Raw genomic sequence first — 13,948 nt, 5'->3', positions numbered from 1 at the left:
GCTTTCTGACGCCGCATTTTGGAGGATGCCATGAAGTATCTTACACTTGCTGCCACCACGCTTTTCGCCACGCAGGCATGGGCCGAGACGCCCGAACTGGTGGTCTATACCTACGACAGCTTTGTCGCCGAATGGGGCCCCGGCCCTGTGATCGAAGCGGCCTTCGAGGCGGAATGCGCTTGCGATCTGAAATTCGTAGGCATGGGCGATGGCGCGGCGCTGTTGGCGCGGCTCAAGCTGGAAGGCGCGCGGTCTGACGCCGATCTGGTGCTGGGTCTTGATACCAGCCTGATCGCGGCGGCCAAGGAAACAGGGTTGTTCGCGCCCGCCACAGTGAACGCGGATTATGACCTGCCGGTCACATGGGAAGACGACAGCTTTGCCCCCTATGACTGGGGCTATTTCGCCTTTGTCCATAACGCTGATCTGACCCCGCCCGCGAATTTTCGCGCGCTGGCCGACAGTGACCTCAAGATCGTGATCCAGGACCCGCGGTCCTCCACCCCCGGTCTGGGCCTGCTGATGTGGGTCAAGGACGCTTATGGCGACGAGGCCCCTGCGATCTGGGAAGGTCTGGCAGATAACGTCGTGACCGTGACCAAGGGCTGGTCCGAAGCCTACGGCCTGTTTCTTGAAGGCGAGGCCGACATGGTGCTGAGCTATACCACATCCCCCGCCTACCACCTGATCGCCGAAGAGGACGCGACCAAAGCCGCTGCCGCTTTTGACGAAGGCCACTACATGCAGATCGAAGTGGTCGGCAAGCTGGCGGGCAGCGACCAGCCCGAGCTGGCCGATCAGTTCATGCAGTTCATGGTATCGGACGCGGCGCAATCGGTGCTGCCCACGACCAACTGGATGTACCCTGCCGTCACGCCCCAAGGCGGGCTGCCCGAAGGCTTTGAACAGTTGATCGAACCGGGCAAGGCGCTGCTGATCCCAAACGATGACGTGCCCGCCCTGCGCGAGGAAGCATTGGCCGAATGGCTCTCCGCGCTGTCGCAATAAGCACGAAATCCGGCGTCAGCGCCGCCATTCTGGTTGCGGCGCTGATCCTTGCTGCGGTGGGGGCGGTGCTGTGGCGGGCCGAGTTCGGCAGCGGGCTTGGCCCGGCCGATTGGTCCGCGATCCGGTTTACTGTGCAACAGGCCGCGCTTTCCGCCCTGCTGTCTACCGTGCTGGCGATCCCTGTCGCCCGCGCCTTGGCGCGACGGCGCTTTGTCGGGCGCGGGTTGCTGGTCACGCTGCTGGGGGCACCGTTCATCCTGCCGGTGATTGTCGCCGTGCTGGGGGTGCTTGCGGTCTTTGGCCGCGCGGGCTGGCTCAATGCGGCGCTGGCGGCGGTCGGATTGCCCGGCATCACGATCTACGGGCTGCACGGCGTGGTGCTGGCGCATGTCTTCTTTAACCTCCCACTGGCCACGCGGCTACTGTTGCAGGCGTGGCAGACCGTGCCCGCGGAACGGTTCCGGCTGGCCGCACAGCTTGGCCTGACCCCGCGCGCGGTATTTCGCAGCATCGAGCTTCCCCTCCTGCGGCAAATCCTGCCCGGCACCGCAGCGTTGATCTTTGTGATCTGCCTGACCAGCTTTGCGGTCGCGCTGACCCTCGGCGGCGGCCCCCGCGCCACGACGATCGAGCTTGCGATCTATCAGGCGTTCCGTTTCGACTTTGACCTGAACCGTGCAGCCCTGCTGTCGCTGGTGCAGCTTGGGCTTGCGGGCAGCACCGCCGCGCTGGCGCTGTGGATCATCCCCGCGATCAGTCTGGGCGGCGGGCAGGACCGACCCCTGCACCGCTGGGACGCACGTGGTGGGCTGCAACGCGGGCTCGACGCGCTGTTCATCACGTTGGCGGCGGGGTTTCTGCTGCTGCCCCTGACCTCGGTCGTGCTGCGCGGGGTGATCGGCCTGCCGCAAATGCCCGCCAGCGTGTGGCAGGCAGCGGGCACCTCACTCACCGTGGCGCTGATCAGCGTGGTGGTTTTGCTGGCCTTGGCCCTGCCCCTTGCCGGATGGATCGCGACCCGCGCCCGCGGCGGGGTAGAGGCCGTCGGCCTCTTGGGTCTAGCCGCCTCTCCGCTGATGATCGGCACCGGCTGGTTCATTCTGATCAATCCTTTCGCCAGCCCCTTTGCGCTGGCCCTACCCGTCACGGCGCTGGTCAATGCGCTGATGGCCCTGCCCTTTGCCCTGCGTATTCTGGTGCCCCGACTGCGCGACACGGTGCAGATCTATGGCCGGCAGGCGCAGATGCTGGGACTGACCGGATGGCCGCTTTGGCGCTGGCTGATCCTGCCACGCTTGCGCCCGCAGATCGGCTTTGCCGCGGGGCTGACCGGTGCCCTGTCGATGGGGGATCTGGGGGTCATCGCCTTGTTCGCCGACCCCGACAGTGCCACCCTGCCGCTGCAGATGTACCGGTTGATGGGGGCCTACCGGATGGAGGCCGCGGCCGGTGCGGCCCTGATCCTGCTGGCGCTGTCGCTTGGGATTTTCTGGATATTCGACAAGGGAGGGCGCTGGCATGCTGACGCTTGAGACCGCACAGATCACCCAAGGCAGCTTTACCCTGCACGCTGACCTGACCCTAGCGCCCGCGCAGACCTATGCGGTGATCGGCCCCTCGGGTGCGGGGAAATCCACCCTGCTGGGGGCGCTTTGCGGGTTCATTCCGCTCAGGTCCGGCAGGCTGCTGTGGCAGGGCAAGGACATCACCCAAGCCGCCCCTGGTGCGCGGCCGATGACGATGCTTTTTCAGGATAACAACCTCTTTCCCCATCTCAGCGTGATGCAGAATGTGGGGCTGGGGCTGCGCCCCGACGTGCGGCTCGGCACCGCGGAACAAACCCGTGTACACGAGGCGCTCGATCGCGTCGGGCTTCAGGGGATGGCTGCCCGCAAGCCTGCCGAGCTTTCCGGCGGGCAGCAAAGCCGTGTGGCCCTCGCACGGGTGCTGGTGCAAGCCCGCCCGCTTGTGCTGCTCGACGAACCCTTTGCCGCACTTGGCCCCGCCCTGCGCAACGACATGCTGGATCTGGTGGCCGCCCTCGCCGCAGAGACCAAAGCCGCGTTGATCATGGTCACCCACGCCCCCGAGGACGTGCGCCGCATCGCAGATCAGGTGATCTTTGTCGAAGGTGGCACCGCGCATCCGCCGCAGCCTGCCGCAGCGCTGATGGACAACCCGCCCGACGCGCTGCGCGCCTATCTGGGGTAATCAGAAAATAACGGCGTAAAAGGTCAGCGATGTCAGCAGGATCGTCAGATACCCCAGCAGCACATAAAGCCCGTCACGGGTGAACAGACCGAAGGCGAACAGCGCCACCGTCCCGCCCCCGAAGGACGACGCGAAGGGCACGAATTCAAGCAAGGGCCAACCCACAGGCAGGATCACGCAGGTCACCAACGTCAGCAGACGCATCGGGCCTGTCGTCAGAAACTGGAGCCTTTTGCCCGAGTGGCGATCAAAAAACGCCGCAGGCTTGCGCAGCCACCGCACGCAGAACAGCAACCGCGATGACTTGACCTCCCGGCGCAGCAGGAACTGCGGCAACCACAGACGTTTGCGCCCATAGACCGCCTGCGCCGACAGCACGATGATCACCATCGCCATGAAACTGGACACACCAAAGACACCGGACAGCGGCGACACCAACAGTAGCGCGGCCAGCAGAATGAACGGAAGCAGGGACCGCTCTCCGAATTCGTTCAGCACATCGTTGATCGTGACCATTTCGCGGCTGGCCGCTTGCTCCATCCCGTCCAGCAGATGGGTGAGGCTACGCTCCTCGATATTGTGCATATACCCCCCAAAGGTCAGCTGTCTTGTGCAAGCAATGCCGCCAGCCCGGCCCGATAGGTGGGGAACTGCGGTGCCCAGCCTAACGCCTGCTTGATACGGTCGTTCCGAACCTTCTTGCTTTCCGCGTAAAAGCTGCGGGCCATGGGGGTCATATCGGCCTGATCAAAGGGGATCGCGGGGGGCACGGGCAGGCCAAGCAGCTCTGCCGCGTGGGCGATCACGTCTTGCGGCGGCGCGGGGTCATCGTCGCACAGATTATAGACCGCGCCCGGGTCGGGCCGCTGCAAGGACAGCTCAAGCGCTTGGGCAATATCCTCGACATGGATGCGAGAGAAGACCTGCCCCTGCTTGATGATCCGCCGCGCCGTTCCGGCCCGTACCTTGGCAAAGGGGCCGCGTCCGGGGCCATAGATCCCTGCGAGGCGAAAGATATGCAGCGGCAGATCGGGGATCGCCTGCCACCGTGCCTCTGCCGTGACACGGGCGCGTCCGCGCTTGGTCGAGGGCGTCAGCGGCGTGTCCTCGTCCACCCAATCGCCGTCGTGGTCACCGTAAACCCCCGTTGTCGACAGGTAGCCGACCCACCGCAGATCGGGCGCGGCGCGAATGACCGCATCCTCGACCGCATTCAAAACCGGATCGCCTGCGCTGTCCGGTCCGGCCGAGACGAGCACATTGGGAAACTGCGCGATCAACGCCCCCAGATCGGCCCCCGGCCAGACGACGGGTTCAACGCCTGTGTCCGCGATGGCATCTGCCTTGTCGGGGCTGCGCGTGGTGCCGACGATGCGCCAGCCCTGCGGCACCAGCCGTGCGGCGAGGGCGCGCGCGCTAAAGCCATGCCCGATCGACAACAGGGTTTTCTCCATGAGGCGTCCTTTCTATGTGGTGGGGGTCCGGGGCAAGGCGATCCGCTGCCCCTCGGGGACCAATGCATTCATCTGCGCGATATGTTCCGGCAGGCATTTGGTCAGGAAGTCGTACGTCTGGACCACATGCGCCCGCGCCGCAGGCCCCAGATGCGCATAGGCCGCCGGATTGCCCAACACTTCCGCCACCTGATCGCCCAGCGCATCGGGATCGAAGAAATCGCACAGCAGACCGGTTTCGCCGTGGGTAATCGCCTCGCGCACGGGGGCCACGTCAGAGCCGACAATCGTCGCGCCCATCGCCATCGCCTCGAGCAGGGACCACGACAGCACAAATGGCATCGTCAGATAAAGATGGCAGCGGCTGATCTGAATAACCCTCTGGTAATCCTCGTAGGACAGCTTGCCCAGAAAATGCACCCGCGACCAATCGACGTGCTTGCCCACCTCTGCCTCCATCTCGGCGCGCAGTCCCCCGGGGTGTTTGCTTTTGCCGCCATAAGAGGTGTCGTTGCCCCCCACCACCAACACCCGCGCATCGGGGCGTTGTTTCAGAATGCGTGGCAATGCGCGCATGAACACATGAAAGCCCCGCGTGCGTTCAAGGTTGCGCGACACAAAGGTCAGCACCTCGTCATCCTTGGTCAGCGCGCGATCCATCCGCCCCAGCTTGAGCGTCACCGCCGGATCGGGGCGCAGGTGGTCTGTGCGTATCCCGTCGTGGCAGACATAGAGCTTGCGGTGAAAGCTTTGCGGGAAACGGTCACGCTGCCAGTAGGTCGGGCTGAGCCCGACATCGACGGTTTCGATATTGGCCAGCGGCACGGCATTGCGCGCGTGCAATAGAAAGGGGGTATTCTCGGTCACGGGGTCTTCGGGGTCGAACCCCACAGGGCCGCCGGTATCGCTGTAGTAATACTCGAAGAAGCCGATGATCGGGACATCGGGCCAGATCTGCTTGAAAAACGTCAGCTCCCCCCAGCCCACATGCCCCACCACGATATCGGGCTTGAACCCTTCGCGGGTCTCGATCTGTTTGGCCGCGCGGGCGGCCCCCAAGCCGTTGCCGGTAGATTCCTCCCAGTTCTTCGACAGCCCATATGCATTCTCTGCCGGTCTGTGGTGCGCCTTGTAGACCCGTGTCTCGACGCCATCAAAACGGGGCGGGTTTTTGCGTTGGGTCAGGAAATAGATCTGGTGTGTGCGTTGATCGGCCAGCCATTGCACCAGTTCGCGGTATTGGCCGGGCATATTCTGGTGCACAAACATGATCTTCATGGGGTCGCCTTATGTCCTGTCGGTTGCAGACAGTTAGCCCAGTCGGCACGGACAGTGCAAACGCCACGGCGCTGGACGGCTCTGGCTTGAACCTCGGGCGATCTTCGTGTCAACGTCAGGTATGAAAGAACACACATTCCCCTCGTGGCCCGATGTGGCCGATCAACTGGTCGCTGTTGCGGCAGGACGCAGTGCTGCGGATACGATTATCACCGGCGGTATCTGGGTCAACGTGCACACGCGCGAAACCCTGCCGGACCATGATATCGCGATCAAGGCGGGGCGCATTGCCTTTGTCGGGCCGGACGCCAGCCATTGCAAAGGCGACACGACCAAGGTGATCGAGGCAAAGGGCCGCTATATGATCCCCGGCCTGTGTGACGGGCATATGCACATCGAAAGCGGCATGCTGACACCGGCGGAATTTGCCCGTGCTGTGATCCCCCATGGCACCACGTCGATGTTCACCGACCCGCATGAGATCGCCAATGTGCTGGGTCTGGAAGGCGTGCGCATGATGCATGACGAAGCCCTGATGCAGCCGGTGAACATCTTCACCCAGATGCCGTCCTGTGCGCCCTCTGCCCCCGGTCTGGAAACCACCGGCTTTGAAATCACGGCAGAGGATGTCGCCGAGGCCATGCACTGGCCCGGTATCATCGGTCTGGGCGAGATGATGAACTTCCCCGGTGTGACCGCGGGCGACCCCAAGATGCTGGCCGAGATTGCCGCAACGCAACGCGCGGGCAAGACAGTGGGCGGGCACTATGCCTCACCCGATCTGGGGCCTGCCTTTGCGGCCTATGTGGCGGGCGGCCCTGCGGATGATCACGAGGGCACCTGCGAGGCGGATGCCATTGCGCGGATGCGTCAGGGGATGCGGTCGATGATCCGGCTGGGGTCCGCGTGGTATGACGTGGAAACACAGATCACCGCGATCACCGAAAAAGGGCTGGATTCGCGCAACATGATCCTGTGCACCGATGACTGCCATTCCGGCACCTTGGTGAATGACGGTCATATGAACCGCGTGGTGCGCCATGCCATTGACTGCGGCTGCGATCCTTTGGTCGCGCTGCAAATGGCGACGATCAACACCGCGACCCACTTTGGGCTGGAACGCGAGATCGGGTCGCTGACGCCCGGGCGGCGGGCCGATGTGATCCTGACCTCTGACCTCAAGACACTCCCCATCGAGACGGTGATCGCGCGGGGGCAGATCGTGGCCGAGGATGGCGCGTGTCTGGTAGACTGCCCGCATTACGACTGGCCGCCCCATGCGCGGCAGACCGTCAACATGGGCAAAGCCCTTGGCGCGGATGATTTCCAGATCACCGCACCTGCGGGGGCCAATGCCGTCACCGCCAATGTCATCGGCGTGGTCGAGAATCAGGCCCCCACCCGCGCGCTGAAATTCGAGCTGCCGGTGACCGAAGGCCGCGTGCAGTCCACGGGCGAAGTGTGCCAGATCGCGCTGGTCGAACGGCACCGCGGCACCGGCACTGTCGTCAACGCACTTGTGTCGGGCTTTGGCTATCGGGGGCCGATGGCGATGGCGTCCACCGTGGCGCATGACAGTCACCACATGATCGTGGTGGGCACCGATACCGAGCATATGGCGATGGCCGCGAACCGTCTGCGCGAGGTTGGCGGCGGGATCACCATCTTCAAGGACGGGGCAGAGCTGGCCATGGTCGAGCTGCCGATCGCTGGCCTGATGTCCGACAACCCGGCCTCCGACGTCGCCGCCAAGACCGAGGCGATGATGCAGGCAATGCGCGACTGTGGCTGCACGCTGAACAACGCCTATATGCAGCATTCGCTTTTGGCGCTTGTTGTCATTCCCGAATTGCGCATCTCTGACCTCGGCTTGGTCGATGTGCGCAGTTTTGAATTTATTCCTTTGTTAGAGCCTGTTTCATGACCAGAATCCTTACCCCAGACGCCCGCCCCGCCGAACAGTTCACCGATGCCGCTGCCGCCGTTGCGCGGCTGATCGAGCTATACAGCCAAGCGACAGGCTTTCTGAGCGCGCATTTCCAGAAGGCGATGGACAGCGCCGCCCCGGAAACGCGGATCAGGGCCTTCTACCCCGAGATCCGGTTTACCACCTCCAGCTATGCGCAGGTGGATTCACGGCTGTCGTTCGGCCATGTGTCGTCCCCCGGCACCTTCTCGGCCACGATCACGCGGCCAGAATTGTTCAAACATTACCTGACACAACAAATCCGTCTGCTGATCGAAAACCACGGCCAGCCCGTGACCATCGCGGTATCCGACACGCCAATCCCCGTGCATTTCGCGGTCAGCAATGACGACAGCGTGACGATCCCGCAGGAAGGTGCCGCGGATTTCACCCTGCGCGATGTGTTTGACGTGCCGGACCTGAGCACAACCAATGACGACATCGTCAACGGCACCTATCTGCCGCTGGACAACGTGCGCCCGCTGGCCCCCTTCACCGCGCAGCGCGTCGATTATTCGCTGGCACGGCTGACGCATTACACCGCGACCGATCCCGAACATTTCCAAAGCCACGTGCTGTTCACCAACTACCAGTTCTACGTCACCGAGTTCGAGGAATACGCCCGCGCTATGTTGCGTGACCCCGATAGCGGCTACACGTCCTTCGTCTCTACCGGCAATGTCGAGATTTCGGACGGCGACGCGCCGCTGCCTGCGTCGGTCAAGACTCCGCAGATGCCGACCTACCACCTCAAGCGCGCGAACGGGTCCGGGATCACGCTGGTCAACATCGGCGTCGGCCCATCCAACGCGAAAACCGCGACCGACCACATCGCCGTGCTGCGGCCCCATGCGTGGCTGATGGTCGGCCACTGTGCCGGTTTGCGCAACACACAGGCGCTTGGGGATTTCGTGCTGGCGCATGGCTATCTGCGCGAGGATCACGTGCTGGACGACGACCTGCCGGTCTGGGTTCCGATCCCCGCGCTGGCCGAGATCCAGATCGCGCTGGAGGACGCCGTTGAACAGGTCACCCAGCTTGAGGGCTACGAGTTGAAGCGGATCATGCGCACGGGCACCGTTGCCACCATCGACAACCGCAACTGGGAATTGCGCGATCAATCCGGTCCGGTGCAACGGCTCAGCCAGTCGCGCGCCGTGGCGCTGGATATGGAAAGCGCAACGATTGCGGCCAACGGCTACCGCTTCCGGGTGCCCTACGGCACGCTTCTATGCGTCTCGGACAAACCCTTGCATGGCGAGTTGAAGCTGCCCGGTATGGCGTCTGATTTCTACAAAACGCAGGTCGCACGACACTTGATGATCGGTATTCGCGCGATGGAACAGCTGCGCGATATGCCGCTAGAGCGGTTGCATAGCCGAAAATTGCGCTCGTTTGACGAAACTGCCTTTCTCTAAAGGCCGAAATCGGCTGAAAATAGCATGTTTTCGCGGTTTCTTGCGACCTATTCGTTGTGTTCAGCCACAACATACCGTTACATTCTGCGCGTGAGGCCCTAATCCGGGCGGACGAAGGAGAAAAACAAGATGGCAACTAAACCAATGACAAAAACCCAGCTCGTCGCGGCTTTGGCTGAGGAAATGGGCGAAGACAAGAAAACAGCAAGCGCGGCACTGGACGCGGTTTGCGCGTTGATCACCAAAGAAGTCTCCGGCGGTGGCGCTGTGACACTTCCCGGCATTGGCAAAATCTACTGCCGCGAACGCCCCGAGCGTATGGTGCGCAACCCTGCCACCGGCGAACAGTTCAAGAAAGACGCGGACAAGGTTGTTAAGATGACCATCGCGAAAGCGCTGAAAGATAGCGTTAACGAATAAGACTGATCACAGTCTGTTCTGACAAAGGGTCGCCCACGGGCGGCCCTTTGCGTTTGGCGCAGGTCTGCGTTGCGCTGAATGCGCTTGCCCCTGTCGGGCAACTGCGGAAGTCTCCGCCCACTGGAAAACCTGAAAGGCCCCCTCATGGATATACGTGCAATTCTCATGGGGCTGGCCTTCGCCGTCATGTGGTCCTCTGCCTTTACGTCGGCACGGATCATCGTCGCGGACGCGTCCCCCTTGATGGCTTTGTCGGCGCGGTATCTGATCTCTGGCCTGATCGGCGTGGGGGTCGCGCTGGCGCTTGGGCAGACGTGGCGGCTGACGCCTGCGCAATGGCGGGCAACGATCATTTTCGGCGTGCTGCAAAACGCGGTCTATCTGGGGATGAACTTTGTCGCGATGCAGACCGTACAGGCGTCACTGGCGGCGATCATCGCCTCGACCATGCCGTTGCTGGTCGGTCTGGCGACATGGCTGTTTCTGGGGGAAAAGCTCAAGCCGTTGGGCATCGCAGGGCTGATCGCAGGTGTGATCGGGGTGGCCATCATTATGGGCGCAAGGATCAGCGGCGGCGTCGATCTGACAGGGCTGCTGCTATGCGGCGTCGGTGTGGTCGCGCTCTCTGCGGCGACCCTGCTGGTGCGCGGTGCGACCTCTGGCGGGAACTTCCTGATGGTGGTGGGCTTGCAGATGCTTGTCGGCTGCGTCGCGCTGTCGATTGCGACCTTGCTGTTCGAGACGCCGCACATCAGCCCAAGCTGGCCGCTGGCGCTGGCCTTCCTTTATACCTGTCTGGTGCCGGGGCTGCTGGCGACGGTGGTCTGGTTCTGGCTGGTCAACCGTATCGGAGCCACCCGCGCCGCGACCTTCCATTTCCTCAACCCGTTTTTTGGGGTGGCGATTGCCTGGCTGTTGCTGGGCGAACCGCTGGGGGTTCAGGATATCATCGGTGTCGCTGTGATTGCCTTGGGTATTCTTGCGGTTCAGGTCTCGCGGCAGCGCCGGGCCTGACCTGCAAGCCAAGGGGTTGGGCGATAGGCGGGCGGTCACAGATCGGTGCGTCGGTGCATTACCCCTTTGAAAAACCCGCGCAGGCCCCATTTAATGTATCAAACCGCAAAGGAGCCTCGCATGCCGACCTATGAAAAGACCGACGCCGCCATTAACGCTCTGTCCCCCGAAGAATTCCGTGTCACCCAGCAGAACGGCACCGAACGGCCGGGCACGGGCAAGCTGCTTGATAACAAAGAGCCGGGCATCTACGTAGACATCGTCTCTGGCGAGCCGCTGTTCGCGTCCTCGGACAAATACAACTCCGGCTGCGGCTGGCCGAGCTTTACCAAACCCATAGAACCGGCCCATGTCGCCGAACTGCGTGACGCGTCGCTGGGGATGATCCGCACCGAAGTGCGCAGCGCCCATGGGGACAGCCATCTGGGCCACGTCTTCCCCGACGGTCCCGCGGATCGTGGCGGGCTGCGCTATTGCATCAATTCCGCCTCGTTGCGCTTTATTCATCGTGACGACATGCAAGACGCAGGCTATGGCGATTATATCAACCAAGTGGAGGATGTAGCATGAGCGAACAACGCGCAGTACTGGCCGGAGGATGCTTTTGGGGCATGCAGGACCTGATCCGCAAACGCGACGGGGTTCTATCGACCCGCGTGGGCTATTCGGGCGGCGATGTGCCCAATGCCACCTACCGCGACCACGGCACCCATGCCGAGGCGATCGAGGTGATGTTTGACGACGACGTAATCAGCTATCGTGATCTGCTGGAACTGTTTTTCCAGATCCACGACCCGACAACGCTGAACCGTCAGGGCAATGACCGCGGGCTGAGCTATCGTTCGGCGATCTACTATGTCGACGAGGACCAGAAAGCCACCGCGCTGGACACGATTGCCGATGTAGAGGCATCGGGCATCTGGCCGGGCAAAGTCGTGACAGAGGTAGAACCCGTCAGCGATTTCTGGGAAGCAGAGCCCGAGCATCAGGATTATCTGGAGCGTATTCCAAACGGCTATACCTGCCACTTCCCGCGCCCCGATTGGGTCCTGCCCAAACGCGCGGCAGCAGAATAAACGCAAAACGGCGCAGCCCCTCGGGTTTGCGCCGTTTTCTTTTGGGCGGCGTCAGGCCGATGCGACCCTTGGCCTGCCTGTCGCCTCGACCGTCAGCAGCGCTTCAATAAAGACCTTGCGGCTTTCGACCTCTGCGTGGCGGATGTCGCGTTGCACGTCGATCTGCACATCGACCACCCCCGCCGCCCGCGCCGCCGCCTCTGCCTTGTCGCGCAGGGTTGCCTCAAGCGTGCTCAGCGCCTGTGTCTGATCCGTGAAATCCTGCGGCCCGTCGGCCAGATACACCCTGAACCGCCCCTCTGCGGGCGAGGTCACCGTGCCGCTTTCCCGCATGGTCACCCGGCCCACGACTGCTCCGATGGCATTGGCCACTGCCGCGTGTTCGGGCAGGATCATCTGCGTGCCCAGCCGTTCCCCCACCGCCGGATAATAAGCCGCGGCAGAGGCCCCCAGCCCGATCACCGGCACGTTCAACGCCGCCTCGATCCGCACAAGCCCCGCGTGCCCGCGCAACCCGCGCTGCAAAAGCTCGTGGCGGGCCAGCGTTTCGGGGTCTGTATCAAAGGCGGGCTCTTCTTCCGCCAGCGCCGCTTCCAGCATGGCCAGTGCGGTCTGTTCGGTCAGTTGATCCACAATGATCTGCGCCATAGCGGCGGGATCAGGGGCCAGCATCTGCCCCGCGCCTGTGCGTCGCCGTCCAAACAACCGCAGCGCCTTGCCTGCGGCCTCTGCGTCCCACGCCGCGACCCGTCCCAGCACATGGCTTGCGTCCGATGGCGTAACGCCGGCCAGCTGGACCAAGCCACGCTCTACCAGACGTTTCAGCGCGCCTGTCTCTATGCGGGCGCGCAGGATGTCGGCCATCGGGTGCAGCCCGTCACCAATACGGTCCAGCAGCATTTGTTCACGCGCCGAGATCCCCTCGCGCGGTTGACCTGCCACGGCACGCACAAAGCGTGCGTCATATTCGCCGGGGGTGGTGCTGCGCAGCTGCGCATCAAGCGCTGCATGGACCACCTCGGGTGCCTCCGTCGCGATGAGGGCAATGGGCAAGACCCGCTTGGGCCCCAGCGTCACACCCCCCTGCAAGCCTTCGGTCAGGAAATGCACCTCGCTGTCGCCCCCCAGACCAGTGGTGCGCATGGCAACGGCCTCTACCATCGTGCGGTAGCTGCCGACACGGGCCCCTGCGGGGTCGATCGCAGGCCGGCCATCGCGCAACAGGGCCACATCGGTGGTGGTGCCGCCAATATCGCTGACCAACGCACGGGCCGCACCGGTCATCCACCGCGCCCCCACGATAGAGGCCGCAGGCCCGCTGAGGATCGTTTCAATCGGCCGTTCCCGTGCCTGCGCGGCAGAGATCAGCGCCCCGTCCCCCCGCACGACCATCAACGGGGCCGCGACGCCAATGTCGGTCAACACATCCTCGGCCCGCCCGATCAACCGGTCGATCATCCCGATCAGCCGCGCGTTCAGCACCGCCGTCAGCGCCCGTTTCGGCCCGTTGAGCTTGGCCGACAGCTGATGCGAGGCCGACACGGGCCGCCCCGTCACCTGCGTCACCAAGGCGGCGACGCGTTGTTCATGCGCGGGGTTGCGCGTGGCGAACTGGCTGGCGACGGCAAAACCGCTGACCTGTTCACGCTGCTCGGTCAAAAAGGAGATCAGCGCGGCTTCGTCCAGCGGGGCACGCTCTGCGCCTGCGTGGTCATGACCCCCGCCAAGGATCAGATAAGGGTCACCGTTCAGCGCCCCTGCCAGCCCGTGCGTCTCAAGATCCCGTTCCTTGAAGCCGACATAGATCAACGCGACACGCCCGCCCTGCCCTTCGACCAGCGCATTGGTTGCCAACGTGGTCGACAGCGACGCCATCGCCACCTGACCCGCTGAAACATCGCCCGCCGCCAGCACGCGGCGCACGGCCTGCCCCACACCAATGGCCAGATCGGCGCGGGTGGTCAGCGCCTTGGCCGATGCGATCACCGTGGTTTCATCGCGGATCAGCACCGCATCCGTATAGGTGCCGCCCGTATCGACCCCAAGCAAAAGCGCCATTCAACTATCCTTGCACCGTTTTCCTAGGGTTTACCTGTTCCGGCC

Annotated in this window: 13 protein-coding genes; 9 read left to right on the top strand and 4 right to left on the bottom strand. The window is 63.4% G+C overall.

Annotated features, from left to right (window positions below):
• Nucleotides 1-30 precede the first annotated feature (30 nt).
• The 3 genes from thiB to SJY36_RS00885 are packed head-to-tail and all read left to right on the top strand — an operon-like array spanning nt 31 to nt 3,219.
• Nucleotides 31-1,008 (top strand): thiamine ABC transporter substrate binding subunit, encoded by a 978-nt coding sequence (gene thiB / locus SJY36_RS00895; protein ID WP_341205209.1) that lies wholly within the window; start codon nt 31-33, stop codon nt 1,006-1,008.
• Entirely contained in the window at nt 984-2,540 is a 1,557-nt protein-coding gene (locus SJY36_RS00890; protein ID WP_386172480.1) for a thiamine/thiamine pyrophosphate ABC transporter permease ThiP, read from the top strand. Before thiB ends, SJY36_RS00890 begins: the two co-directional genes overlap by 25 nt.
• Nucleotides 2,527-3,219: an ATP-binding cassette domain-containing protein gene (locus SJY36_RS00885; protein WP_386172477.1), complete on the top strand. Its 693-nt coding sequence runs from the start codon at nt 2,527-2,529 to the stop codon at nt 3,217-3,219. Before SJY36_RS00890 ends, SJY36_RS00885 begins: the two co-directional genes overlap by 14 nt.
• On the opposite strand, the gene SJY36_RS00880 is transcribed toward SJY36_RS00885, so the two are convergent.
• From SJY36_RS00880 to SJY36_RS00870, 3 genes are read right to left on the bottom strand one after another with little or no spacing between them, the layout of a single operon-like run.
• Nucleotides 3,220-3,804 (bottom strand): exopolysaccharide biosynthesis protein, encoded by a 585-nt coding sequence (locus SJY36_RS00880; protein WP_009825800.1) that lies wholly within the window; start codon nt 3,802-3,804, stop codon nt 3,220-3,222.
• Between the two features lie 14 nt (nt 3,805-3,818).
• Nucleotides 3,819-4,673 carry an SDR family oxidoreductase gene (locus SJY36_RS00875; protein ID WP_304951008.1) on the bottom strand — a complete coding sequence of 285 codons (855 nt, stop codon included), beginning with the start codon at nt 4,671-4,673 and terminating at the stop codon, nt 3,819-3,821.
• A gap of 12 nt (nt 4,674-4,685) precedes the next feature.
• Entirely contained in the window at nt 4,686-5,951 is a 1,266-nt protein-coding gene (locus SJY36_RS00870) for a glycosyltransferase family 4 protein (protein ID WP_386172473.1), read from the bottom strand.
• A gap of 121 nt (nt 5,952-6,072) precedes the next feature.
• Between SJY36_RS00870 and ade the strand changes: the two genes are divergently transcribed.
• From ade to msrA, 6 genes are all read left to right on the top strand, one after another.
• Nucleotides 6,073-7,875, top strand: a complete 1,803-nt coding sequence (ade, locus tag SJY36_RS00865) for an adenine deaminase (RefSeq protein WP_386172470.1) — start codon at nt 6,073-6,075, stop codon at nt 7,873-7,875.
• A complete protein-coding gene (locus SJY36_RS00860; protein WP_005850943.1) occupies nt 7,872-9,335 on the top strand; it encodes an AMP nucleosidase in 1,464 nt (487 codons plus the stop codon). Before ade ends, SJY36_RS00860 begins: the two co-directional genes overlap by 4 nt.
• A 144-nt stretch (nt 9,336-9,479) precedes the next feature.
• The gene (locus tag SJY36_RS00855; RefSeq protein ID WP_005850942.1) at nt 9,480-9,755 is read left to right on the top strand and encodes an HU family DNA-binding protein; all 276 of its coding nucleotides are present in this window, start codon (nt 9,480-9,482) and stop codon (nt 9,753-9,755) included.
• 144 nt (nt 9,756-9,899) lie between these two features.
• Entirely contained in the window at nt 9,900-10,769 is an 870-nt protein-coding gene (locus tag SJY36_RS00850; RefSeq protein WP_184584175.1) for a DMT family transporter, read from the top strand.
• Between the two features lie 120 nt (nt 10,770-10,889).
• Nucleotides 10,890-11,339 (top strand): peptide-methionine (R)-S-oxide reductase MsrB, encoded by a 450-nt coding sequence (msrB, locus tag SJY36_RS00845; protein ID WP_386172466.1) that lies wholly within the window; start codon nt 10,890-10,892, stop codon nt 11,337-11,339.
• On the top strand, nt 11,336-11,845 hold the full coding sequence (gene msrA, locus SJY36_RS00840; RefSeq protein WP_037964640.1) for a peptide-methionine (S)-S-oxide reductase MsrA: 510 nt from the start codon (nt 11,336-11,338) through the stop codon (nt 11,843-11,845). The genes msrB and msrA overlap by 4 nt, the downstream gene beginning before the upstream one ends.
• 51 nt (nt 11,846-11,896) lie before the next feature.
• On the opposite strand, the gene SJY36_RS00835 is transcribed toward msrA, so the two are convergent.
• Nucleotides 11,897-13,903, bottom strand: a complete 2,007-nt coding sequence (locus SJY36_RS00835; protein ID WP_386172464.1) for a hydantoinase/oxoprolinase N-terminal domain-containing protein — start codon at nt 13,901-13,903, stop codon at nt 11,897-11,899.
• Nucleotides 13,904-13,948 lie beyond the last annotated feature (45 nt).

The organism is Sulfitobacter sp. R86518 (assembly GCF_042466275.1).
GTDB lineage: Bacteria > Pseudomonadota > Alphaproteobacteria > Rhodobacterales > Rhodobacteraceae > Sulfitobacter > Sulfitobacter pontiacus.
This window is presented reverse-complemented; position numbering and strand designations above follow the sequence as displayed.